At 63.1% G+C, this 22669-nt stretch carries 20 protein-coding genes; 13 read left to right on the forward strand and 7 right to left on the reverse strand.

What is annotated here, in order from left to right; translation table 11 throughout:
* Window positions 1-68 precede the first annotated feature (68 nt).
* The 10 genes from CFE428DRAFT_RS00845 (at window position 69) to CFE428DRAFT_RS36850 (ending at window position 7705) form a co-directional block, all read left to right on the forward strand.
* Entirely contained in the window at window positions 69-713 is a 645-nt protein-coding gene (locus CFE428DRAFT_RS00845) for a DUF1587 domain-containing protein (RefSeq protein WP_006977507.1), read from the forward strand.
* The gene (locus CFE428DRAFT_RS00850; RefSeq protein ID WP_006977508.1) at window positions 710-2440 is read left to right on the forward strand and encodes a DUF1592 domain-containing protein; all 1731 of its coding nucleotides are present in this window, start codon (window positions 710-712) and stop codon (window positions 2438-2440) included. The genes CFE428DRAFT_RS00845 and CFE428DRAFT_RS00850 overlap by 4 nt, the downstream gene beginning before the upstream one ends.
* A gap of 41 nt (window positions 2441-2481) precedes the next feature.
* Complete coding sequence (locus CFE428DRAFT_RS00855) at window positions 2482-2736, forward strand: addiction module protein (RefSeq protein WP_237705412.1); 255 nt, start codon at window positions 2482-2484, stop codon at window positions 2734-2736.
* A 517-nt stretch (window positions 2737-3253) separates the two neighbouring features.
* Window positions 3254-3607: a DUF1552 domain-containing protein gene (locus tag CFE428DRAFT_RS40225; protein WP_006977510.1), complete on the forward strand. Its 354-nt coding sequence runs from the start codon at window positions 3254-3256 to the stop codon at window positions 3605-3607.
* Window positions 3580-4626 carry a DUF1552 domain-containing protein gene (locus CFE428DRAFT_RS00865; protein ID WP_006977511.1) on the forward strand — a complete coding sequence of 349 codons (1047 nt, stop codon included), beginning with the start codon at window positions 3580-3582 and terminating at the stop codon, window positions 4624-4626. The genes CFE428DRAFT_RS40225 and CFE428DRAFT_RS00865 overlap by 28 nt, the downstream gene beginning before the upstream one ends.
* Entirely contained in the window at window positions 4626-5087 is a 462-nt protein-coding gene (locus tag CFE428DRAFT_RS32720) for a HEAT repeat domain-containing protein (protein ID WP_006977512.1), read from the forward strand. The genes CFE428DRAFT_RS00865 and CFE428DRAFT_RS32720 overlap by 1 nt, the downstream gene beginning before the upstream one ends.
* Window positions 5027-5491, forward strand: coding sequence for a HEAT repeat domain-containing protein (locus CFE428DRAFT_RS32725; RefSeq protein WP_006977513.1), 465 nt, complete (start codon window positions 5027-5029; stop codon window positions 5489-5491). Before CFE428DRAFT_RS32720 ends, CFE428DRAFT_RS32725 begins: the two co-directional genes overlap by 61 nt.
* A gap of 23 nt (window positions 5492-5514) precedes the next feature.
* Window positions 5515-6861, forward strand: coding sequence for a HEAT repeat domain-containing protein (locus CFE428DRAFT_RS00875; protein ID WP_006977514.1), 1347 nt, complete (start codon window positions 5515-5517; stop codon window positions 6859-6861).
* Window positions 6862-7123: 262 nt separating this feature from the next.
* Window positions 7124-7504 (forward strand): hypothetical protein, encoded by a 381-nt coding sequence (locus CFE428DRAFT_RS00880; protein ID WP_193352231.1) that lies wholly within the window; start codon window positions 7124-7126, stop codon window positions 7502-7504.
* Window positions 7505-7543: 39 nt separating this feature from the next.
* Entirely contained in the window at window positions 7544-7705 is a 162-nt protein-coding gene (locus CFE428DRAFT_RS36850; RefSeq protein WP_006977516.1) for a hypothetical protein, read from the forward strand.
* A 98-nt stretch (window positions 7706-7803) separates the two neighbouring features.
* On the opposite strand, the gene CFE428DRAFT_RS00885 is transcribed toward CFE428DRAFT_RS36850, so the two are convergent.
* From CFE428DRAFT_RS00885 to CFE428DRAFT_RS00895, 3 genes are read right to left on the reverse strand one after another with little or no spacing between them, the layout of a single operon-like run.
* Window positions 7804-8943 (reverse strand): S1C family serine protease, encoded by a 1140-nt coding sequence (locus tag CFE428DRAFT_RS00885; protein ID WP_006977517.1) that lies wholly within the window; start codon window positions 8941-8943, stop codon window positions 7804-7806.
* Between the two features lie 16 nt (window positions 8944-8959).
* Window positions 8960-9499: a hypothetical protein gene (locus tag CFE428DRAFT_RS36855; RefSeq protein WP_006977518.1), complete on the reverse strand. Its 540-nt coding sequence runs from the start codon at window positions 9497-9499 to the stop codon at window positions 8960-8962.
* Window positions 9486-10007, reverse strand: a complete 522-nt coding sequence (locus CFE428DRAFT_RS00895; protein WP_042724175.1) for an RNA polymerase sigma factor — start codon at window positions 10005-10007, stop codon at window positions 9486-9488. Before CFE428DRAFT_RS00895 ends, CFE428DRAFT_RS36855 begins: the two co-directional genes overlap by 14 nt.
* Before the next feature lie 174 nt (window positions 10008-10181).
* Between CFE428DRAFT_RS00895 and CFE428DRAFT_RS00900 the strand changes: the two genes are divergently transcribed.
* Both CFE428DRAFT_RS00900 and CFE428DRAFT_RS00905 read left to right on the forward strand, forming a co-directional pair.
* Complete coding sequence (locus CFE428DRAFT_RS00900) at window positions 10182-11012, forward strand: sugar phosphate nucleotidyltransferase (RefSeq protein WP_006977520.1); 831 nt, start codon at window positions 10182-10184, stop codon at window positions 11010-11012.
* Window positions 11013-11137: 125 nt separating this feature from the next.
* The gene (locus CFE428DRAFT_RS00905) at window positions 11138-14467 is read left to right on the forward strand and encodes a UTP--glucose-1-phosphate uridylyltransferase (protein ID WP_006977521.1); all 3330 of its coding nucleotides are present in this window, start codon (window positions 11138-11140) and stop codon (window positions 14465-14467) included.
* A gap of 473 nt (window positions 14468-14940) precedes the next feature.
* Here CFE428DRAFT_RS00905 and CFE428DRAFT_RS00910 read toward each other — a convergent pair whose 3' ends face one another.
* From CFE428DRAFT_RS00910 to CFE428DRAFT_RS00920, 3 genes are all read right to left on the reverse strand, one after another.
* On the reverse strand, window positions 14941-16416 hold the full coding sequence (locus CFE428DRAFT_RS00910) for a DUF1501 domain-containing protein (RefSeq protein ID WP_006977522.1): 1476 nt from the start codon (window positions 16414-16416) through the stop codon (window positions 14941-14943).
* Between the two features lie 5 nt (window positions 16417-16421).
* Window positions 16422-19502 carry a PSD1 and planctomycete cytochrome C domain-containing protein gene (locus CFE428DRAFT_RS00915; RefSeq protein ID WP_006977523.1) on the reverse strand — a complete coding sequence of 1027 codons (3081 nt, stop codon included), beginning with the start codon at window positions 19500-19502 and terminating at the stop codon, window positions 16422-16424.
* Between the two features lie 192 nt (window positions 19503-19694).
* Window positions 19695-20336 (reverse strand): response regulator transcription factor, encoded by a 642-nt coding sequence (locus tag CFE428DRAFT_RS00920; protein ID WP_006977524.1) that lies wholly within the window; start codon window positions 20334-20336, stop codon window positions 19695-19697.
* A gap of 125 nt (window positions 20337-20461) precedes the next feature.
* Between CFE428DRAFT_RS00920 and CFE428DRAFT_RS00925 the strand changes: the two genes are divergently transcribed.
* The gene (locus CFE428DRAFT_RS00925; RefSeq protein WP_131989202.1) at window positions 20462-20686 is read left to right on the forward strand and encodes a hypothetical protein; all 225 of its coding nucleotides are present in this window, start codon (window positions 20462-20464) and stop codon (window positions 20684-20686) included.
* Between the two features lie 8 nt (window positions 20687-20694).
* Here CFE428DRAFT_RS00925 and CFE428DRAFT_RS00930 read toward each other — a convergent pair whose 3' ends face one another.
* Window positions 20695-22662, reverse strand: coding sequence for a discoidin domain-containing protein (locus tag CFE428DRAFT_RS00930; RefSeq protein WP_006977526.1), 1968 nt, complete (start codon window positions 22660-22662; stop codon window positions 20695-20697).
* Between the last annotated feature and the right edge of the window lie 7 nt (window positions 22663-22669).

Raw genomic sequence — 22669 nt, forward strand, 5'->3', positions numbered from 1 at the left:
ACTGTCGAACTTGGGCTAATTCCCACCGTAGTCAGCGGTTGATTCGCGTGTATTATAGCCGGCTCCCGATGAAGCATCGCCCCCATTCCTTTCTAATCGCTACCTGTGCCGCCCTCGCTGCCGGGCAGTTCCTGACGCCCTCCCTGAAGGCGGAGACCCAGACGGGTGCGGGCGCGGGGCCGGCGACCGGACCGGTGACCTTGAAGGATCACATCAAGCCGGTGATGGAGAAATACTGCTTCGATTGTCACAACGACAAGAAGCAGAAGGGCGACGTCAACCTGCTGTCGGTCATCGATAACCCGAAGCTCGAGGACAACCGCAAGGTGTGGGAAAAGATCGCCGATGTGCTCGAAGGCGGGGACATGCCGCCGGAGAAGAAGCCGCAGCCGAGCGACGGCCAGCGGGACTTGATGATCAAGTTCATCGACGGCCAGCTTTCCAAGGCGGATTGCAAAACCGCGGCCATCAACCCCGGCAAGGTAACCATCCGCCGGCTGAACCGCGAGGAATACCGGAACACCATCCGCGACCTCATGGGCGTGGATTTCAATCCGGAAGATTTCCCGAACGACGAGGTCGGCTACGGCTTCGACAACATCGGCGACGTGCTCTCGTTGCCACCGATGCTCATGGAAAAGTACATCGCCGCGGCCGGACGAAGTGGTGCACAAGCCGATCGTCCTCGACACCGAGGCGAAACCCCGAGGTGAAGAAGATTCACGGGGATGAATTCAAGTCCAAGGATCCGGGGGCGGTTCGTCCGCTGGAGACCAAGGTGCTCGGGCTGTATCGCGAGGGCGATGGCGTGGCCCCGTATTCCGCGCCGCGCGCCGGCGAATACACCTTCCGTGTGAAGGCGTATGGCGAGCTGGCCGGGCCGGAATTACCGAAGCTCGCCCTGCGCGTGGACGGCAAGGACGTGACCATTTTTGACGTCGGCAACGAGAACAAGGCGAAGACCTACGAGACCAAGACCACGCTCCCGGCGGGGGCGCATCAGATTTCGGTCGCGTATCTGAACAACTACAACGACGCCAACAACCCCGATCCGAAGCTGCGCGGCGATCGCAACGTCTTCGTGGAAAGCGTCGACATCCAGGCGCCGCTCGGTGCGCCGCCGGCCTTGCCCGCGAGTCACAAGCGGCTCATTACGCGCATGCCGCAGCCCGGACAGGAGCACGAGGTGGCCATGGAAATCATCGGGCGCTTTTTGCCGGAGGCGTATCGCCGGCCGGTGAGTCCGGCGGAAGTCGAACGCGTGGTCGGTTTTGTCACCCTGGCGCAGAAGAATGGCGGCTCGTTCCTTGAAGGCATCCAGACCGCCTTCCAGGCCGCGCTTTGCTCGCCGTATTTCCTCTATCGCTGGGAGCTCGATCCCACGAATCTCAAGCCGGGCGACACCCGCGATCTCACCGACTACGAACTCGCCTCGCGTCTTTCGTATTTCCTCTGGAGCAGCAAGCCGGACAGCGAGCTTTTCGCCCTGGCGGCGAAGGGCGAACTGCACAAGCCCGAGGTGCTGGAGAAGCAGGTGAACCGCATGTTGCACGACTGGAAGGCCCGGGCGTTGGTCGACAATTTCGGTGACCAGTGGCTGCAGATTCGCAACATCTGGGAAGTGGGCATCGACCCCGAGACCTTCCCGAGATGGAAGGACGATTTGAAGGGCCTGATGAAGGAAGAGACCGAGCGCTTCTTCGAGGCGATCATCAAGGAAGACCATCCGGTGACCGATCTCATCGACGCCGACTTCACTTTCCTGAACGAAGAGCTCGCCAACTACTACGGTATCGCCGGCGTGAAAGGGAAAGAGTTCCGCCGGGTGGAGTTGCCGAAGGATTCGCCGCGGGGTGGGGTGCTCACCCAGGGCGCGGTGCTCGTTTCCACCTCCACGCCCACGCGCACTTCGCCGGTCATTCGCGGCAAATGGATCCTCGAACAAATCCTCGGCACGCCGCCGCCACCACCGCCGCCGGATGTGCCGCCGCTCCAGGAGCAGAAGGCGGTCAGCCAGACCACCTCCGTGCGCCAACGGCTCGAGCAGCATCGCAGCCGTCCGGAATGCGCCGGATGCCATGCCAAGATGGACCCGCTCGGGTTCGCGCTGGAAAACTTCGACGCCGCTGGTGGATGGCGGGATCACGATGGCAAATTCCCCATCGATCCGTCGGGACAACTGGTCAACGGCACCAAATTCTCCGGCCCGCGCGAGTTGAAGGAGCTCCTCAAGGGCGACAAGAAGTTCGTCCGCTGCATTACGCAGAAGATGCTCACCTACGCTCTCGGGCGCGGCCTGGAGCGTTACGACAAGTGCTCGGTGGACGCGATTGTCGCCAGGATCGCCCCGCAGCAGAACCGTTTCTCAGCCCTGGTCACCGCCATCGTCACCAGCGAGCCCTTCACGAAGCGCCGCCCGGAAGTCGTGGCGAAGAATTGACGCGAAACCAAGTGGGCTGTGAAGCCCACTCAACCCTCGCGTTGAACCGGAAAATCCGTTATTCTTCTTTTATGACTCCTGCCCTCCGATTGGAAGAGATGAGCGTTCCTGAGAAACTGCAACTCATGGAAGCGCTATGGCAGGACTTGAGCCGGAGAGAGGATTCGGTCGAATCCCCGGCCTGGCACGGTGAAGTCTTGGCGGAGCGGGAAAGGCTGATTGCCGCGGGCAAGGCGCAGTTTATCGATTGGGAACAGGCCAAGGCGGAGATCCGTAGGGAGTGTCTTGAGGATTGAATTTCTCGAAGCCGCCAAGGCCGAATTGGTCGAGGGGTATCGCTTCTATGAAAGGCAGGCACCTGGGCTGGGGGCCTATTTTCTCGATTCGATCTATTCCGACATTGATTCGCTCCTGCTTTACGCAGGGATTCATCGTGTAGTGTTCGGGTCCTATCGAATGCTGGCCGGCCGGTTTCCATTCGCCATTTTTTACCGCCTGGAGGGAGATGTCATCCGCATCCGAGCGGTGCTCGATTGTCGCCGGGATCCGACTTGGATCCGGTGGCGTATAACGGGTCGCTAAGAAGCGTTTTCCCCGTGTCCCTCCGTCGATGCGAATGAACCGGATTTGGCGCTTTACGGGCTTACCTCTGTGTTCGGCCCCGGGAGCGCCCTCAAATCGCCGATTTTCCAGAGAAAATGTCCAAAAACGGAGAATTCGGACCTCTCCTTTGGAATACCGATAAAAACTGAACGATTCTCGCGAACATTGCCCAAACTTTTCCCCGACGTTGAGGTTATATAATCAGAATTTATGAGTCAGCCCGTTCTTCACCGCCGCACTTTCCTGAGTGGCCTCGGGGCCGCCATGGCCCTCCCGATGCTCGACGCCATGATCCCGACTCGCGCGACGGCTGCCGCTGCCGCCGGCAGCGCCGCCGCAAAAATCCCCACGCGCATGGCGTTCCTTTTCATCCCGAACGGTGCCCACATGCCGGCCTGGACGCCGACCGCCAATGGCGCCGACTTCGATCTGCCCTACATTCTCGAGCCGCTCGCGCCCTACAAGAGCGAGTTGCTGGTGATGACCGGTCTTGCCCAGGACAAGGGCCGTTCCAATGGGGGACGGCGGTGGCGACCATGCCCGTTCGGGCGGGAAGCTGGCTGACCTGCTCGCAGCCGCTGAAGAGCGAGGGTTCGCAGATTCGCGTGGGCATTTCGGCCGATCAGATGGCGGCGCATCACATCGGCGAACAGACCCGCTTCGGTTCGCTGGAGCTCGGCCTCGAGCCCGGCCGCCAGGGCGGCAAGTGCGACACCGGTTATTCCTGTGCCTACTCGAACAATATCTCCTGGCGCAACGAATCCACGCCGATGACCCGCGAGATCAATCCGCGCCTCGTCTTCGAGCGTCTCTTCGCCAACGCCGTGCCGAAGGAAGTGAGCGAGAGCCAGAAGCGCCGTGAGCTTTACAAGAAGAGCATCCTCGACTTCGTGCTCGAGGACGCGAACTCCCTGCGCAAGAAGGTCGGCGGCAACGATCGCCAGAAGCTGGATGAATATCTTTCCGCCGTGCGCGAGATCGAACAGCGCGTGGTGCAGGCGGAAAAGGCCGTGCGCAGCGCCGATACCTCGGTGGCGAAGAATTACGAGATCCCGGAAGGTATTCCGGAGAGCTACGAGGAGCACGCGCGCCTCATGGCCGACATGATGGTGCTCGCCTTCCAATCCGACACCACCCGCATCTGCACCTTCATGCTGGCCAACGAAGGCAGCAACCGCGCCTATCGCAACATCGGCGTGAGCGACGGCCACCACACGCTGTCGCATCATCAGGGCGATCACGCGAAGCAGATGAAGATCCGCGAGATCAATCGTTTTCACATGCAGCAGTTCGCGTATCTGCTCGGGCGCCTGCGCTCGATCCCGGAAGGTGACGGCACGCTGCTCGATCACTCCATGCTCGTCTACGGCGGTGGCCTCGGCGACGGTGACCGGCACAACCACGACGACCTGCCGGTGCTCATGGCGGGCCGTGGCAGCGGCACCATCCTGCCGGGCCGGCACATCACCTACGATCAGGAGACGCCGATGGCGAATCTGTTCGTGGCCATGCTGCATCGCATGGGAGCCAACGTCGATTCGTTCGGCGACAGCACTGGACCGCTGCGCGGCCTCGAAGGGTAATGGGTCGCACGTTCCCCCGGGCTTTCACCGCCGGGCTCGCCGCGAGCCTGCTCGCCACGTGCGTGCTGGCTCAGGATACCCCGCCGGCCTCGGTTGACAAACTGGTTCAACAACTCACTTCCCGCGACCTGCCCGCGCGGCGGGAAGCGGCCTATGAGCTTTCGCATCTCGGCAAGGCCGCGAAGCCCGCCCTGCCCGCGCTGATCAAGGCGCTGGAGGATGATGACAAGCAGGTCTGGTCTTCGGCCATCGCCGGCATCGCGGCGCTCGGACCCGAGGGCACAGGAGGCGATTCCCGGTGCTCCTCCGATCAACTCGACGGGACGCAAAGAGGGGGGCGCGGACGCCAGCGCGACATGCGCCAGGGCGTGGATGCGCACGGGCTTACGCGCTCTCGCGCATGGGGAAACCGGCGCTGCAGCCGCTCATCGATGCGCTGGCCCAGAACGACACGACTTTGAAAATCGGCGCGGCGCGCGCGCTCGGCGGCATGGGTGCGGCGGCGAAGGACGCCGTGCCCGCGTTGATCAAGAATCTCGGTGACGCGCAGGACACCGTGCGTGACGAGACCGCGCAGGGACTGGCGGCGATCGGCACGGAAGCGGGGCCGGCGTTGGTCAGTGCTTTGCAGGATGCCGATGCGCATCGGCGCGCAGGTGCGGCCGATGCGTTGGCGCAAATGGATCCGCGCTTCGAGGGGGTGGGCAAGGAAGTCGAGCAAGCTGCAGCGAAGGAGGCCGATCCGGTGACGCGCGGCGCGATGTTCGCCGCGATGGCGAAGACCGGCGTGGCTCCGGATCGTTGTGTGGCGCTGATTTTGCCCGCGGTGACCGATGAAACGAGACGCTGCGGCATGCGGCGCTGAACGCACTGCTCAGCAATCTGACGGTGCGGAAAGCCGCGGTACCGAAGCTGGCGGAATTGCTCAAGGACCAGAACACCGCCACTCGCGAACGGGCGGCGCATGCCCTCGGGCGGATGGGATCGGATGCGGTCAGCGCGCTCCCAGCGTTGCTCGATGCCGCCCGCGCGGCCGATGGCGCGCCTGTTTATGCCGACGCGCTCGCGCAGGTCGGCCCGAAGGCGCTCCCGCCATTGCTGGACATTTTGCAGAAGAGCAAAGGGGGCCAGGGTAAGTGGGTGCTGAACATTCTTCACAGCTTTGGCGCACCGGCCGTGCCGGTCCTAAGTGAGGCGTTGAAGAGTAACAGCGCCGAAGTGCGCACGGCGGCCGCGAATGCGATCGGCGAGATGGGCCGCGATGGTTCGGCGGCAGCGACGCCGCTCTTCGTGCTGACCAAGGATTCGACGCCTGCGGTGCAAGCCGCGGCGTTTCGCGCGCTGGTGGCGGTGCATGCGGATTCCGAACGGCTGAAGCCGTTGCTGCAAGAAGCGCTGAACGATAAAGACACCGACGTGCGCAAGGCGGCGGCCGCGGGGACCGCGGCGCTGGGCGGCGCGGCGACATTGGGTGTGGATGGGCTGCTCGATCTGCTCGCGGACAACAATGCCGCGGGACAGCTCGCCGCGGTCCAGGCGTTGGGACAACTCGGCGAGAAAGCCGCGCCAGCGGTGAATCCCTTGATTGCGCATCTGGATGATGCCGCGTTGCAAGGCAGCATCATCGAGACGCTCAGCCACCTCGGCCCGGCGGCTGCGCCGGCCGTGCCGAAGCTGCTGGAGTTGGCTAAGAAGGGTGACCAACGAACGACTATTTTGCCGGTGCTCACGGGAATCGGACAAGGTGCGAAAGACGCGCTCCCGATGATCTACACCGCGATTCACGACTCCGCGCCGGATGTGCGGGCTTCCGCCGCCACCGCGCTCGCCGCTGTGGAGACGGATGATGCCAAGGCTATTGCCACGATCGCGCCGCTGGCCAAGGCGACGGAGTCGGGCAAAGTGCGTCGCGCCGCCGCGCATGCCGTCGCCAAGTATGGTCCGGCCGCCAGTGCGGCCGTGCCGGGGCTGATTTCGATGTTGGAAAAAGAGACCGAGCGTGGCGAGGCCATGCGCGCGCTCAAGGCGATCGGCGTGAAGAATGTGCCCGACTTGATGAGCATGCTCGCGGTGCGTGACACGCGAGTGCGCACCTTCGCCTGCCAATCCCTCGGCGACCTCGGCCCCGATGCCAAGGACGCCGCGCCGAAGCTGCGCGAGATCGCCGAGCAGGACAACGCCGTGCGCGCCACCGCCACCGCTGCCCTCAAGAAGATCGACCCCGCCGCGAAGTAGGAGTCGGTGAGGCTTCCGCGGCAGCGTTTTGGAGTGCGGCGCTGCTGCGCCGCTTTGGAAGATCGTGGAGCGATGCGGGCACTGCGTTGACGCGGGGAGCACGAACTGTTGAGGGACAGGGCAAGATGCCCGAATCACTTTGCGCTTATCGAAAAGCTGCGTAGCAGCGCAGCACTCCAAAACGCAAGCGTCCGCGGTTCGCTTTTTCGCATTCGTAGCTGGTCTTTCTTCGGACAGGATGTTTGGAAATCTCCCGTGCCCATTGCTTCGTTATCTCCGTCAACTGGATGCGCCGCGCATCGTTCTCTGGTGCTACGCTATCTGGTATGCCGTGGTCTTCTGTCACTACTTCGATCCCAGCCTCATGCTGTGGCTTACGTCCATCGGCTTGAGCGGGATCATCGGTTGCGCGTTGCTGCTGAGCACGCGGGCAGCGCTTGGGTCGCTGCGGATCAATGGCTGGGGAATCTTCCGACTGTTCCTCATGCCCTTCTGCGTCTCGAGCTTTTCCGCTTTGGTGAAAGGCCGCGACTTCCTTCTCATCTTCCCACCGAGCTTGCACGAAAACCTGCTCGCCCTCGGATGCATCGCCGCCTTTTGCCTGTTTCTCGCGTTGTTACGCCGGGGCAAAAAGACCGGGTGAGTTGAAGCGGTTCGGTCGCTTGTTATCCTAAATAAGGGAATGAATGGCCGCAAAGAGGCACAAAAAGCGCAAAAGCAGATCTTTGCAGAATACGCCAGTTTCACCCGCCGGGTGTCGATGAACGCCACCCATTGGGCCGAGGAACATTTTCCTTTTGTGCCCTTTGTGCCTTTTTGCGGCCATTCCCAATCCCGCTTTTAGGGTTATTCGATTGATTAGGGAACGCGCGGGAGCTCGTCCTTCCGTTTTTTCCTCTGCGTCTTTGCGTCTCTGCGTTGTAAAACCCCAGAGTGCGCCCGTTACTGCACATCCGGCAGCAACGCTGAATCGACCGGCGATTGCGGCGCCTCGGCGAGCCTGCGCTGGACCTCGATCATCTCGAGCTTTTTGCGCACATCTTCCGGCAACGTCTTGCGCTGTTCCTCGGTATCGATCGGGCCGTCGAAGAGCGTCTCGCCCTGCGCGTTCTTGGCGACGAGCGAACGCTTGCCATCCTTCGTAGTCAGTTCCACTTCGCCGGTGTCGTCTTTCATCACCAGGCGGGCGTTGGCCATGTTGTAGGTTACCGCACCATCGGGGCGCAGCAGGCGGATCTTCGCGACGCCGCCCGGACGCACTTCGCGCAGGATATCTTCCGGCGGAATCGGCGGTGCGCCGTCGGCAGATGGACCACCCGTGCCGTCGCCTTGGTTGCCCTGCCAGCTTTTCTGATACATGCGCACTCGGTCGCCATAACTATGGGACCACTCCTGTGCCGGGCCGCCCGGTTTATCGAGCTCGCCATGCATGTGCCGCATGTCGCCGCCCGGGAAGGGGAAGGAACGCCGTTCGGGCAGCATGCGTTCATCGATCGTCACGCTGACCTTTTGCTCCTGCGCCTTGCGGATGAGCGTGACACTCGCGGCGTCGCCTTTTTTCAGCGCGCGGACGAGGGTGGAGAATTGGCCGGAGTCGACCAGTTGCTGGTCGTTGAACTTGGTCAGCACATCGTAACGCTGCACACCGGCCTTGGCCGCCGGGCTGTCGGGCAGCACGTCGCTGACCACAAGACCGAAGCCGTCCGGGAGACTGAGTTGCGAGCTCAGGGCCGCCGTCGGCGGGGCGGTGATGACGCCGATATAAGGCGTCGGCTTGGTCGGCATCGGCATGGGCATGGGCCAGCCGGGACGATGCCAGCCTTCGGGACGGCCGTCTTCGGAAGGACGGGAACTGCCGTCACGATGTTCGTGATGACGACCTTCGTGACCGGGTCCGCCAGGGGGTGTCGCATTGGAGTCGTTGGGCGGATTGGGCGCGCCCGGCGGTAGAGGCGGCTGCGCGGTATCCGGTGCGGGCGGCGGCGGAGCCGGTGGCGACGGCTTCTGCGCATCCTGCGCCACGGAAAGGGAGGCGCCGAAAATGAGGGCGGCAGCCAGGAATAAGGAATGAAAGGTCTTCATCTTATCGGTCAGTGAATTATTGGAGTGAAACGGGAAGGAGATAGATGTCTTCGCGAGGCACCTCGAGATACACGCGAGCGCCGGTGTGCGGATTGGACCACTCGTGACGTTCGAGATAGGAATAGCGGACTTCGCGGGCCGGACCGTCGTCGGTCTCGACGAGTTGATCAGACCCTTGCGTGGAGACGAGTTCATTGGTCGTCTCGTCGTGTTCGAAAGCATTGGTCGAGGTGGGCGACGATGTAGATGCAACCGGAGCGCTTGCCGCCGGCGCCGTCTGCGCGGTCTCCACGACTTTCGAAGGCGTCCGGTGGAAAGACGGCCACGCCGCCAGGATGGCGACCGCGGCGGCCGCACCAGCACAGGCCCAGCCAAAATCCCGGACCAACACATGCATGAAACCGCTCTTCGTCGGGCGCTCGATCCGTCCGGAATAAGCCGCCGCCCGTTTGGGCATCGACGCGAGTTCTTCACCGATCCGCTCGCGCAATTCTGCCGAGGGCGCGACCGGCTGCAGCAAGCCGCGGAGGTGATTTTCGAATTCAGAGTCGTTCATGTGTGTAGGGTTTCAGTTCGCGCCGGAGCGCTTCCAAGGCGTAGCGATAGCGAGAGGTGATCGTATTGATGGACTGCTCGAGCGCAGTGGCGATTTCGGCAAAAGTGAGTCCGCCCCAGACGCGCAGAACGACCACTTCGCGTTGCTCAGGGGGCAGTTCGCGAAGCGCGGTGTCGAGCAGCGCGGCATCCTCGCGTTGCTCCACGCCGTGGTCGAAAAACGTGGCATCCTCCCGCATGACGTCCACCGCGGGGTTGGCTTCGCGCCGCAACCGGCGCTCGCCGCTGCGCCGGAAATCGAGCGCGCAAGTGCGGACGGCGGCGTAGAGCAGGGGATAATGCTCGGGATGCGCATCCGGCCGGCGCTGCCAAAACTTGACGAACGCCGTCTGCACGACGTCCTCCGCGTCCGTCGAGGTCGGAACCCATTGACGGGCAAAAAGGAGGAGTTTCGGTGCGAGCTCGCGGTAGCAGGCTTCCCACGGTTGGGGCTGATCGCTTTCATTCATTAAGCGGGAGTCTTCAAATGGAGGAACGCCGCCGGGCATGGTTTTCGTCTGGGAAAAGTGGCTCGCCGCACACTGATCGCTCATTCTGAGGAACAAATCGACCGACTTTATTGCCGGAACGCGTGCGCCTGATTGACGCTACGGGCGATTTTGGAAATCCTCGGCCCCTCTGTCATGGATATTCGCAAGGCCCTCATCACCGCTGCTGGCAAAAACCAGCGCACGCTGCCCCTGCAATCCCTCGTCGATCGCGATGGGGTGACGAAGACCGCCCTCGCCATCATCATCGAGGAGATTCTATCGGCAGGGATCGAGAAAATCGGCGTGGTGATCAGCCCCGGCGATGAAGCCGCCTACCGGGTAGCCGCCGGAACGCACGCCAGCCGGCTGACTTTCATCGAACAATCCGAGCCCCGCGGCTACGCCCACGCCATTCATTCGGCAGCCGAGTTTTGCGATGGTGACCCGTTTTTGCTTCTAGTGGGCGATCACCTCTATCTCAGCAATACCGAGAAAGGCTGCGCCCAGCAGCTCGTGGAAATCGCACGAGCGGAAAACTGCGCGGTCTCGGCGGTGCAATCGACGCATGAAAGCAAGCTGCCCTATTACGGCGCGGTCGGTGGCCAGCTCGTCAATGCCGTCCAGCATCTCTACCAAGTCGAAGCCGTGCTCGAAAAACCCACGCCCACCGAGGCCGAGCAAAAGCTCGACGTGCCCGGCCTGCGCGCCGGCTACTATCTCTGCTTCTTCGGCATGCACGTCCTCACGCCGGCGGTGCAGCGCATCCTCCGTGAGCTGTTCACCGACAATGACCGGGTCAACTTCCGCACCGCGTTGGCTCACCTCGCCGAACACGAGCGCTACCTCGCCGCGGAACTCGCCGGCCGCCGCTACGACTTCGGTGTAAAATATGGCCTGCTCACCGCGCAACTCGCCCTCGCGCTTTCCGGCCGCGATCGCGATGAAGTGCTCCGCGGTCTGGTGGAACTGATGGCGACGAACTGAGCTGATCCGTTTTAAGTTTTAAGTGTTCAGTTTTAAGTGAAATCCCCCTGCAACGGAGGTCACGCGCTCGAAACCGAAATACTTAAAACTTAAATCTTAAAACTGAAAACTGAAAACTTTCCCCGATGAGTTCCAGCTTGATCGAAATCATCACCTCGCGTGACGACGCGGTGCGAAACCGTTCGCTCGACGAAATCTGCCGCGCGGCTTCCTTCGCCGATCTGCTCGCCGAATGCGCGGCGCTCGATGCCTTTCGCCGGCAAAGCGAGAATCTTTATGAGCGCGTCCGTGCGCTGTTTTTCCTCTACGCGATCCACCGCTTTCATCTGCCGGAACGCGCGGAGCTGAAGACCGGCGGCCGGATTCCCTTTCACGGCTACGAGCAATTGCTCCAGCGGCGTTTCGAGGAAGCGATCGAGATATTTTCCGAAGCGCAGAAAACCGATGGCCCGAGTGACGCCCTGAGCAGCGCGCTGGCCGCGGCCTACCATCGCCTCGCTTTCCAAACGCTCGCGGATCAAGTGCGGCGCAGCGTCCGCACGGTGCGGGGCAATCAGTGGATGTTCCGCATGGGCCACCCGAAAGACCAGCCGTTGCGCGTCCGGCGCGAGTTGCTGACCAAAGCGGCGGACGGCTCGTATCCGATCCTCCGCGAGCGCACGCCGGTGCGCATGGATCTCACTCATTCCGCGTGGAGCGATATTTTCTTCCTCGGCATGGATTACCCCGAGGGCGCGAAGGTCCTGAACGTGTCGGTGGACCTCGGCGTGCACGGCCGCGACGCCGCGCCGCAACCGCCGGTCAGCGCGTGGCTGCGCGTCATCGAACAGCCCGTGCTGCGGCTCGTCAGCGTCGACCTCGGCGCGCGCGCGGATATTTCGGAGCTCGCGGAGGTGTTCGATTTTGCGAAGGATTATCTCGGCTTGCTGAAGGCGGCGGTGATCGCCTCCGGCCTGGTGCCGCCAGGAATCGAAGGCTCGGGACAAAGTCTCGGAGGCCTGCTTGCGGAAATGCTCGGACCGGGGCGCGGGCTCGAACTCGTCTCCTCGGTGAACGACATCCCGAAAGGCTCGCGCCTGGCGGTCTCGACCAATCTGCTCGCGGCGCTCATCGGCGTTTGCATGCGGGCCACCGGGCAGGCGGAATCGCTCACCGGTCCGCTGCGCGAGAGCGAGCGGCGACTGGTCCTCGCGCGGGCGTTGCTCGGCGAATGGATCGGCGGCAGCGGCGGTGGTTGGCAGGATTCCGGCGGCGTGTGGCCGGGTATCAAGCTCATCCAGGGCGTCGTCGCGGCGGCGGGCGATCCGGAGTCCGGCATTTCGCGCGGACGGCTCATGCCGGCGCATCACGTCTTCGATACGAAGGAGATTCCCGCCGAGTCGCGTCAGCGGCTGCAGGATTCGCTGGTCCTGGTGCACGGCGGCATGGCGCAGAATGTCGGCCCCATCCTCGAGATGGTGACGGAAAAATATCTGCTCCGTTCCGCTTCCGAATGGCAGGGCCGGCAGGAAGCGCTCGGCATTCTCGCACAGGTGCTCGACGCCTTGCGCGACGGTGATATCGCCAAAGTCGGCGCGGTAACCACCCGCAATTTCCAAGGCCCGATCCAGACGATCATTCCGTGGGCGTCGACTTATTACACCGAACGGCTCATCGAACAGGTGCGCGCGGAATTCGGCGCCGACTTTTGGGGCTTCTGGATGCTCGGCGGCATGAGCGGTGGTGGCATGGGCTTCATCTTCGCGCCGGCACGCAAGGCCGAGGCGCAGCAGCGATTGCAGGCCATCATGAGCGAGACGAAGCGCGAGTTGCAGCACGCGCTGCCCTTCGCCATGGAGCCGGTGGTCTACGATTTCGCCATCAACGAAAATGGCACCTTTGCCGACCTGCTGGCCGGCGGCAATGCGCTCATGCCCGCGGGTTATTACGCGCTCACCGTGCCGGAATTGCTGCGGCAGGATCAGCGTACACTCTCGCCGTTGCGCCGCGCGGAGCTGGACAAATTTGGCGCGGCCTGCCGCACGCGACCGGAGTTGCGCGGCATGGTACAGACGCTCTTCGACGCCATGCTTCCGCGTGGCAAGGCGGATGCGGCCAGCGAATCGCTGGCGAGTCTTTTGCAGGAAAATGGTTTCGATGCGAAGCAGCACGAACAGATTCGCCTGCAACTGCGCGAGGGTCGCATCGGCCTGGCGCAGAATCGACTGCCGACCAATGCGGTGATCGAAGATGTGCACGAAGACGACGTGGTCGATCTCGGCCATGCGCGGAGCGCGCGGCTGGAAGCGCGCGGGTTGGCGGCGTTGCGCAATGGCGAAGCCGCGGTCATCAGCCTCGCCGCGGGCGCGGGCTCGCGCTGGACGCAGGGCGCTGGCGTGGTGAAGGCCCTGCATCCTTTCGCCAAGCTGGCCGGACGGCATCGCACCTTTCTCGAAACACACCTCGCCAAGTCCCGTCGTATCTCGCGGTTGGCCGGCGCGAACCTGCCGCACATTTTCACCACCAGCTATCTCACCCACGAGCCGACCGCGGCCTTTCTCGCGGCACATGCCGACTATGGATACGAAGGCCCGCTGTTGCTCTCCCGCGGCAAGAGTGTCGGTCTGCGCATGGTGCCCACGGAGCGTGATCTGCGTTTTGCCTGGGAAGAAATGCCGCAGCAGATGCTCGATGAGCGGCAGCAGAAGGTGCGGGACAGTTTGCGCACGGCGCTCATTGGCTGGGCGCGTGGCGCGGGCGAGTCGAGCGATTATACGGACAATCTTCCGCTGCAATGCCTGCATCCAGTGGGCCATTGGTTCGAGGTGCCGAATCTGTTCCGCAACGGCACGCTGGCGCAGTTGCTCGCCCAGCGTCCGCAATTGAAGACGCTGCTCTTGCACAATATCGACACCCTCGGAGCGGATGTGGATCCGATGCTGCTCGGGCATCATCTCGAGAGCGGTGCGACACTGACGTTTGAAGTCATCACGCGCCGGTTGGAAGATCGTGGCGGTGGGCTGGCGCGGGTGAATGGGCGTCCGCGGTTGGTGGAAGGCCTGGCCATGCCGCGGGAGGAGGCGGAGTTTGCGCTGACTTACTACAACACGCTGACCACCTGGATCGATCTCGACCGTTTGCTCGAAGCGTTTGGGTTGACGCGCGAGGATTTCGCGCCGGAGGCCAATGCGGATGAGAAGATCACCACGGCCATTCGTAACCTCGCCGCGAAGATGCCGACCTACGTTACGCTCAAGGACGTGAAAAAGCGGTGGGGACATGGGCAGGAGGATATTTTCCCCGTCACGCAGTTTGAGAAACTGTGGGGCGATATGAGCGCACTGCTGGAGATCGATTCGCGATTTGTGGTTGTCCCGCGACGGCGCGGGCAGCAGCTCAAGGATCAGGCACAGCTCGATGGGTGGTTGCGGGATGGGTCCGCGGCGTACGTCGAGTCGTTGTGTGCTTGGGAGTGATTTAGCGAACTCGATTGGACGGGATATAGCGCTTGCGTTTTGGAGCGCGGCGCTGCTGCGCCGCTTTGGGAGATGATCATCGAAAAGACAACAGCGCCGAGAAACGAAAAGCGCGCTCGGCACAGATGCGCGAAGCGCCCCCAAAAAAAGCCCGTCATCCTGAACGGAGCGGGGAATCATGGGCGGAGCCGAAGGACCTCTGATCTCTGCGGGTTTTCGCGCGGAGCTTCCTCCACTTGCGCGTGACCACGCGCCCATTTTCCCACCACCTTCGCCCGTGGAGATCAGAGGTCCTTCGACTACGTGCTCCGCCCTCCTTACCGCCGGAGCACTTCGCTCCAGGGTAACAGCGTTTTTTGGGAACGCTTCGCGCCTCTGTGCCGAGCGCGTTTCTCTTTCTCCAGCGCTTTCGGCTTTTCTACGCCCAGCTCCCAAAGCGGCGCAGCAGCGCCGCACTAAAACGCAAGCAGATCCTAACTCAGGAGCGGTTTCACGACATTGCCGTGCACATCCGTCAGTCGGAACTGCCGGCCCTGGAAGCGGAACGTCAGGCGTTCGTGGTCGACGCCGAGCAGGTGCAGCACCGTCGCCTGGAAGTCATGCACGTCGACCGGGTCCTTCACCACGTTGAAGGCGAAGTCATCTGACTCCCCATAGCTGAGCCCTGGTTTGATGCCGCCGCCGGCCATCCACGTGGTGAATGCGTAAGGATGATGATCCCGCCCCCAACGCTTGGTGTCGGTGATGTCCCCTTGAATAAACGGCGTGCGGCCAAATTCGCCGCCCCAGATGACGAGCGTATCCTCGAGCAGGCCGCGCTGTTTGAGATCCTGGACCAGTGCGGCGCTGGGCTGGTCGGTGTCGCGGCACTGGATCTGGAATTGCGTGGAGAGATTGTTGTGATGATCCCACCCGGCGTGGAAGCACTGCACGAAACGCACCCCGCGTTCCACGAGCCGCCGGGCCATGAGGCAATTGTAGGCAAAGCTACCCTGGCGGGTGACGTCCGGGCCGTACATCGCCAGCGTTTCCGGCGACTCTTTCTTGAAGTCGATGAGATCCGGCACACTGGCCTGCATCTTGTAGGCCATCTCGTATTGCGTGATGCGCGTTTGGATTTCCGGGTCGGCGAATTCCGAATAATGCTCCTCGTTGAGCTTCGCGAGATCGTCGAGCAGGCCGCGCCGCACTTCGCGCGACATGCCCTCGGGGTTCGAGAGATACAGCACCGGATCGCCGCTGCCGCGGAATTGCACGCCCTGGTATTTCGACGGCAGAAAGCCCGAGCTCCAATAGAAGTCGTAGAAGATCTGGCCGCAGGAAGCTTCCTTGTCGCGCGAGGTCATGACCACGAAGCCGGGCAGATCATCGCTTTCGGTGCCGAGTCCGTAGGTCGTCCAGGCGCCCATGCTCGGGCGGCCGGGTTGCTCGGCGCCGGTCAGAAAAAAGCAGATGGCCGGCGCGTGATTGACCGCGCCGGTGTGCATGGATTTGACGAAGCAAAGGTCGTCGGCGATTGAGCCGATGTGCGGCAGGAAATCGCAGACCCACGCGCCCGATTTGCCGTACTGCTTGAAGCCGGTGAAATGGGGCAGCACGAGCTTCTTCTTCACGCCGGCGGTCATCGTTGAGAAGCGTTTGTCACCGAGAACGGATGCCGGGATTTCCTGGCCGCGGAACTGCTCCATCTGCGGCTTGTAATCGAACATGTCGAGATGCGGCGGGCCACCGTTTTGCAGCAGGTAGATGACGTGCTTCGCCTTCGGCGGAAAATGCGGGAGATCGGCGAGTCCGCCGAAGCGATGGGCGGCGTTCGCGCCGGTGGCCATGGCGCCAAGTCCGTTGCGCGTGAGGAGATCGCCGAGGGCGATGGCGCCGACGCCGGTGGCCGTCTTGGAAAAGAACTGGCGGCGGGTGAGATAGGCGGCGCGTTGTTGATCGGGATTCATGGCGGCTATTCCTTAGTCAAGGTTTCGTCCAGGTTGAGCAGCAGCAGGGCGAGGCTGGTGTGGGCGGCGAGCTCGGCCGCGGGAATGTTCGGATCGGGCTTGGACTCGCCGGTGGCGATCAGCTTTTTCGCGGACGCGTCATCTCCCGCGTATTCGCTGCGGAAGTGCTGGAGCGACGCGGCCAGGAGGCTTGCTTCCTTGGCCGTGGGCTGATGCGCGGTGCAAAGGCGGAAGCCGTAGGCGAGGCGATCCGCGTCCGTGCTGCCGCCTTGCCTGAGCATCCGCTCCGCAAATGCGCGCGCGGCTTCGACGTAGGTGGTGTCGTTCAAGGTAACCAGCGCATGCAAAGGCGTATTGGTGCGGCCGACTTTCACCGCGCACTGCTGGCGATTGGCGATGTCGAAGAACAGCGTCGGCGCCACGATGCGCCGCCAGAAGATGTAGAGGCTGCGGCGGTAGAGCGCTTCGCCATGGTCCTGCTGGTATTTGATCTGGCCGAAAGTGGCGTCCTCCCAGATGTTCGGCGGCTGATAGACTTTCACCGGCGGCCCGCCCAATCTGTCGACGAGCAATCCGGACGCCGCCAGTGCCTGATCGCGCACCATCCAACTCGGGATACGGAAACGCGGGCCGCGGGCGAGGAGTTTGTTCTCGGGATCGCGCTCGGCCATGCCAGCGGGAATGACGGAGGATTGCCGATAAGTTGCGCTGGTGACGATAAGGCGCATCATGCGTTTCACATCCCAGCCGCTGTCCGTGAAATCGCGGGCGAGCCAATCGAGCAACTCGGGATGGGTGGGCTTGTCGCCCTGCAGGCCAAAGTCGGCGGTGGTCTTGACCAGTCCCTGGCCGAAGAACGTCTGCCAGTAACGGTTCACCGTCACCCGCGCGGTGAGCGGATGCTCGGGCGAGACGAGCCAGCGGGCCAGCGCGAGGCGATTCTTCGGCGCGTCGGCGGGCAGCGGGGGCAGGATGGCGGGCGTGCCGCACTCCACTTTCTCGGCGTGTTTGTCGTAGGCGCCTTTCACCAGCACGAAGGTTTCGCGCGGTTCGGCGCGGTCGCGCATGACCATGGTGCGCGGGGCTTCGCGTTCCGTTTTTTCCCGTGCGGCCTTGGCGTCATCGGCCTTCTTTTTCGCAGCGATGAGCTGCGTATCGCTGGCGAGGTAGAAATCGGTGACGGCTTTTTTCTGCGCGTCGGTGCGCTGCGCGGAATCGATGGCCATGGCTGTCTTCACCTCTTCCGGCATCGGCCGGAGGAGGACCGCGGGTGAATTGGTGATCGAGAGACGGAATTTGCCGATGACGTGCTGCTTGTGCGCCGAGCGGAACTGCAGGCGGAACGACATGTTCACCTCCTGGCGGAAGTCGAACGACGAGCGCGGACGGAAGGGCGTCTTCAGCTCAAAGACCGCTTCGTGCGGCTGGCCGACCTGTGGCCACGTGCCCCAACCGGTATCGTCCTTGCCATCGAGCGCCGCGGCCAGCGTCCAGCCGGGTTGCTCGAAATCGGCGCGGGCGGGGAGCAGTTCCACCGGCTTGCCTTCGCCGAGCATCTTGAATTCGCTGAGCACCCAGCTCCCGTTCGGTGCGCGGCCGGGGCCGTGCGCGGCCAGCGAGTCATCGGGTAACGCCTCGAGTCGCACGGCGGTGGGGCCGCGCAGCGCGGTGCTGGCGGTGAGAATGAAATCGTCGGTGTCCGGATTGGCGCCGCTGACGAGAATGGAACCGTCGGGTTGCTTGGTGAGCGTGGCGCCTTTTTCACTGGTCGCTTCATTTGGAACGAGGGTGTGCCACTCGACTTCGGCCAGCTTCGCGCCATCGCTGCGAATCGATTGCTCCCACGCCGCCTGCTCCTTGCGGAGATCTTTTTGCAGTTGGTCGCGCTCCTGGTTGGCGGCGGTTTCAGCGGCCTTCGCGGTGTCAATCTTCGCCTGCTGCTCGGGCGTGGCCAGGCTCATCACGGGCTTGGCGTAGCCGCCGGCATCGTTGCCCCCGCTTTCCTCGATCGAATTGAAATAGGCGCTGAGCTGGTAGTATTCGCGCTGCTTGATCGGGTCGAACTTGTGGTCGTGGCAGCGGCAGCATTGAAGGGTGAGTCCCATCCAGACCGTGCCGGTGGTCTCGACGCGATCCATCACGTAATCCACGCGCGATTCCTCGGGGATGCGCCCGCCTTCGCCGTTGATCATGTGATTGCGATGGAAGCCGGTGGCGATGAGCTCATCGCGCGTCGGATTCGGCAGGAGATCGCCGGCGAGCTGTTGGATCGTGAATTGATCGAACGGCATGTTGTCGTTCAGCGCCTTGATCGCCCAATCGCGCCAATACCACATGGAGCGCGTCGGGTCACCTTGGTAGCCGTTGGTGTCGGCGTAGCGGGCGGCGTCGAGCCATTCCCAGACCATGCGCTCGCCGTACCGCGGTGAGGCCAGCAGGCGGTTAACGACTTTTTCGTAGGCGTCGGGCGACGGGTCGGCGAGGAAGGCATCGAGCTCCTGTGGGGTCGGTGGCAGGCCAGTGAGGTCCAGCGTCACCCGGCGGAGCAGAGTCGCTTTGTCCGCCTCGGGAGCCTGTTTGAGGTTTTCCTTGGAAAGTTGCTCGAGCACGAAGGCATCGATGACATTGCGCACCTGGCCGAGCGCGGGATCGGGCTTCGGGACCTCGGCTTTTGTCGGCGCGACAAAGGCCCAGTGCTCCGCCCATGGCGCGCCTTGCTCGACCCATTTCTTGAGCAGGGTTTTCTGCACGTCGGTGAGTTTGTGGTTCGACTTCGGCGTCGGCATGACCTCGTCGGGGTCCGTGCTCAGGATGCGCGTGAGGAGTTCGCTATCGTCGGGTTTGCCGGGGGCCACGATCGCGCGGCCGTCTTCGTTCTTGCCGTAGGCGCCTTCCTTGCGATCGAGCCGGAGCTTGGCCTTGCGGGCGTGCTCATCCGGGCCATGGCAGTGGTAGCAGTTGTCCGAAAGAATGGGCTGGATGTCGCGGTTGAAGTCGACCGTTCCCGGTGCGGCGGAATGTCCCAAGGTGTTGGTGGCGAGCCAGATCAGGCTGGGGAGAAGGAGGGGGAAACGACGGCGGGACATCGGGCGAAAGTCTGGTGTCCGGGGCGGAATGCCGCAATATACGAGAGTGCGTAACGGGGGGCGACCTGCCGGCGAATAGGAGGAATAGGAAGAATGGGAATAATAGGAGGGATAGGACTCCCATAACTCCTATGTTTCCTATTTCTCCTATCCGCTTCGGCGGTCAAAGACCGCGCACTACAACCAGCTCGCCTACCGCGCGATGATGCCTTCCTTCAGCGCCATCGAGACCGCGGCGGTCATGCCATTGACGTGGAGCTTTTTGTAAATGCAGCGCATCACGTAATCGGTGGTGTGCTGATTCAAATCGAGGCGATCGGCGATTTGCTTTTTGCCGAGGCCTTCGACCATCAGCTCCAGAACGGCCGTCTCGCGTTCGGTGAGGCCGTAATCTTTGCCCTGTGGATTGAGCTTGGAAAACATCTCGAGCACCCGGCGGGCGACGCGCGGGTTCATCGGCGAACCGCCGGCGAGCGCCTGCTCGATGGCTTCGGCCACGCGGTTCATCGGCTCGGATTTGAGTAGATAACCGGAGGCGCCGGCGCAGATGGCGCGGAAAATTTTGTCGTCGTCCTCGAAGACGGTGAGGACGAGCATGGCGGCGTCGGGCAGCACGGCCTTGAATTCGCGGATGCCCTGCAGGCCATCCATGCCGGGCAGACCGACATCGAGAAGGATAACCTCGGGTTTCGGATCGGCCGTCGGCAACGCCTCGAGGGCGTCTTCGCAACGCTCGAAGGCCCGTACGCCGCAGAAGGTACTGCGCGAGGACAGCGCGCGCGTGGCAGCGCGGCGAAAGGCGGCATTATCTTCTACGATCCAGACGTGCGGCATGTGTGATGGTGACGAGCGTTCCTCCTACTGGTCGCGCATCGGAGGACGAATGTCATCTCTTTTCATCGAAGGTGACAGCGGCCGGAAGCGCGTTTATAGAAAGCGCCTGTCGTCATATGCGCCCTTTGAATCTGAATTTGCGTCCGCTGGCCTTGTTGCTGTGTTTGTTCTGCGCGGCTTGTTTTTTAGCGGGTTGCGAGACGACGGAGCAGGCGAAGGCGCGGCAGGTGGGGGATGCGGGCCGCTATCACAACAAGGCTGAAGATGGGGAATTGTCGCCGGCCATGGAAGCGGCCAATGCGATCGGTGGGTTTCTGAACAACGGGGCCGGGGTGCACGGGAGTTTTTAAGTACGTCTCTACAACGGCGCGCGCAGGGTGATGGTGGTGCCTTTCTCCGGCGAGGAATCGATGGTGAAATGGCCGTCGAGGTCGCGGGCGCGTTCGCGCAGGTTCTTCAGGCCGATGCCTTCGCGGACGTGCGCGGGGTCGAAGCCGACACCGTCGTCGTGGATGGTAAGGGTGAATTCGCGGCCGACGATTTTCGCGGATAACTCCACCTGCTTGGCGCGGGAGTGGCGGACGATATTGGCGAGGGTTTCCTTGAAAAACAGGAACACCTCGCGGCGGGATTCGGCGGGCCAATCGGCGGGCGGATTTTCCGGCGGCGCCTGCCATTGGATATCCTGCCGGGCGAGCATGCGCTGGGCGGTGCGTTGGAGACGGGTGGCGAGGTCGACGCCGGCTTCCTCGCGTGCGCCGAGCACCCAGAGCACTTCGCGCATCGCTTCCATGCTCTCGCGGCTCACTCGTTGCACTTCCCGCCAATCCTCGCGCGTGTCGTCGGTGGCTTCCTCGGCGGCGATGTCACCGGTCACAGCGAGGCTGGCCAGGTTGCTGCCGATCTCGTCGTGCAAATCCCGGGCGAGGCGCATGCGCAGTTCTTCGATCTCGTTTTTGCGGCGTTGCCGCGAGCGGATGGAAAGCACGAAGACGCCGATGGCCAGGGCCGCGGCGAGCACGCCGAGCAGACGCAGGCCGCGCTCCAGGGTGCGCGGGCCCTGGGCGGCGCTGCGCTCGGCGAGGGTGGCGAGTTGATGCTGCAAATCGCGACGACGCGTCCACATTGCGAGCCAGTCGGGCAGCTCCATGAGCTTGCCATAGCTGGTGTAGCCATCGATGAGCAGCGAGAGCGGCCAGCCCTTGCTCTGGGGCAGCGTGTCCGGGGAATCGGTCACGGTGCCTTTTCGCGCGACATTCACCCCGCCGGCGTAAACTTCGAATTCCGAAAGGCCGAAGCGCCGCTGCGGGCCGCTGCTGGAGGAGGCGAGAAAAACGATCCGCACGGCGCGTGCCTGGCCACTGACCGGGATGGTCACGGGGTTGTTGCCCGGATTGGAAAAGTCGAGGTTCTCGAAAAGCGTGACGGGCGTGGTGAATTTCGCATCCGCGCTGGCCTCGATGCGGAAGGCTTTGGGAAAGGCGAAGCCAGGCACATCCGCGCCGATGCGCGCGTGGACGGGATGCAGCCGCACTTCCTGCAGCTCAAAGGTGCGGCCGAGATCGACGGCCATGAAGGGCGGTGAGTTGTCGCGCGGGACGTCGGCGAAAAGGCCGTCGTAGCTGAGCAGGTCGCGACGGATCGGCGGACCGAGCGGGGTCCGGCCATCCACCAGATATTGCTGCGACCAGCGGGGCGGCAATTCGTAGCGGCCGGAGACGCTCACCGGTCGGCTGATGGCGATGTTGCGATTGCCGGAAAGCACCATGAGTTCGGCGAGGGCGAAGAAATACTGGCCATTCTCCAGGGCGAACTTGGTCACGGTGACACGCACGTAACGCGCTTGCTGGCCGGTGAGTTTTACCGCCACGGGCGCGACGCCCGGGTCCGGAAAATCGGACTCGGTGAAATTCGCGACGGTGGTGAAGGTGATGAATTCCCGGTCGTCGGAGATGTCGATGCGGAAGCGCTTCGGAAAGCCGTAGGCGGTGCGATCGAAGGACTGGAAATCGAGCTGCGCCGGAACCAGCGCGATCCAGTCGATGGGCTGCGAGGAGCGCAGATCGACCTGCACCCAGGCGGGGTTGAGCGGCGGTGCATCGAGCCGCGGATGCTGATAGCCGAGCTGCTCGGCGGTCACGCCCACTACGGGCGCACCGAGCTGGGCGAGCTCGCGTTCGTCCGCGGCCCGCTGTTTCTCAATGCGGCGCAGCTCGGGATTCAGCAACTCCGCCACCCACGATCGCTCGCTCTCCGCGTGCGACAACGTAGGCGCGACGCTGACGAGCAAGGCGAGCATCGCGAACGCGAAGCGCGGTGCGTTCATCGGGGGA

The organism is Chthoniobacter flavus Ellin428 (assembly GCF_000173075.1).
GTDB classification, from domain to species: Bacteria; Verrucomicrobiota; Verrucomicrobiia; order Chthoniobacterales; family Chthoniobacteraceae; genus Chthoniobacter; species Chthoniobacter flavus.

Bases quoted from the DNA above. Each gene is read 5' to 3' on its own strand.
- CFE428DRAFT_RS00845 (WP_006977507.1), top strand. From the start codon at position 69: ATGAAGCATCGCCCCCATTCCTTTCTAATCGCTACCTGTGCCGCCCTC.
- CFE428DRAFT_RS40225 (WP_006977510.1), top strand. From the start codon at position 3,254: ATGAGTCAGCCCGTTCTTCACCGCCGCACTTTCCTGAGTGGCCTCGGG.
- CFE428DRAFT_RS00865 (WP_006977511.1), top strand. From the start codon at position 3,580: ATGCCCGTTCGGGCGGGAAGCTGGCTGACCTGCTCGCAGCCGCTGAAG.
- CFE428DRAFT_RS32720 (WP_006977512.1), top strand. From the start codon at position 4,626: ATGGGTCGCACGTTCCCCCGGGCTTTCACCGCCGGGCTCGCCGCGAGC.
- CFE428DRAFT_RS32725 (WP_006977513.1), top strand. From the start codon at position 5,027: ATGGGGAAACCGGCGCTGCAGCCGCTCATCGATGCGCTGGCCCAGAAC.
- CFE428DRAFT_RS36850 (WP_006977516.1), top strand. From the start codon at position 7,544: ATGAATGGCCGCAAAGAGGCACAAAAAGCGCAAAAGCAGATCTTTGCA.
- CFE428DRAFT_RS00885 (WP_006977517.1), bottom strand. From the start codon at position 8,943: ATGAAGACCTTTCATTCCTTATTCCTGGCTGCCGCCCTCATTTTCGGC.
- CFE428DRAFT_RS36855 (WP_006977518.1), bottom strand. From the start codon at position 9,499: ATGAACGACTCTGAATTCGAAAATCACCTCCGCGGCTTGCTGCAGCCG.
- CFE428DRAFT_RS00895 (WP_042724175.1), bottom strand. From the start codon at position 10,007: ATGAATGAAAGCGATCAGCCCCAACCGTGGGAAGCCTGCTACCGCGAG.
- CFE428DRAFT_RS00900 (WP_006977520.1), top strand. From the start codon at position 10,182: ATGGATATTCGCAAGGCCCTCATCACCGCTGCTGGCAAAAACCAGCGC.
- CFE428DRAFT_RS00905 (WP_006977521.1), top strand. From the start codon at position 11,138: ATGAGTTCCAGCTTGATCGAAATCATCACCTCGCGTGACGACGCGGTG.
- CFE428DRAFT_RS00910 (WP_006977522.1), bottom strand. From the start codon at position 16,416: ATGAATCCCGATCAACAACGCGCCGCCTATCTCACCCGCCGCCAGTTC.
- CFE428DRAFT_RS00915 (WP_006977523.1), bottom strand. From the start codon at position 19,502: ATGTCCCGCCGTCGTTTCCCCCTCCTTCTCCCCAGCCTGATCTGGCTC.
- CFE428DRAFT_RS00920 (WP_006977524.1), bottom strand. From the start codon at position 20,336: ATGCCGCACGTCTGGATCGTAGAAGATAATGCCGCCTTTCGCCGCGCT.
- CFE428DRAFT_RS00930 (WP_006977526.1), bottom strand. From the start codon at position 22,662: ATGAACGCACCGCGCTTCGCGTTCGCGATGCTCGCCTTGCTCGTCAGC.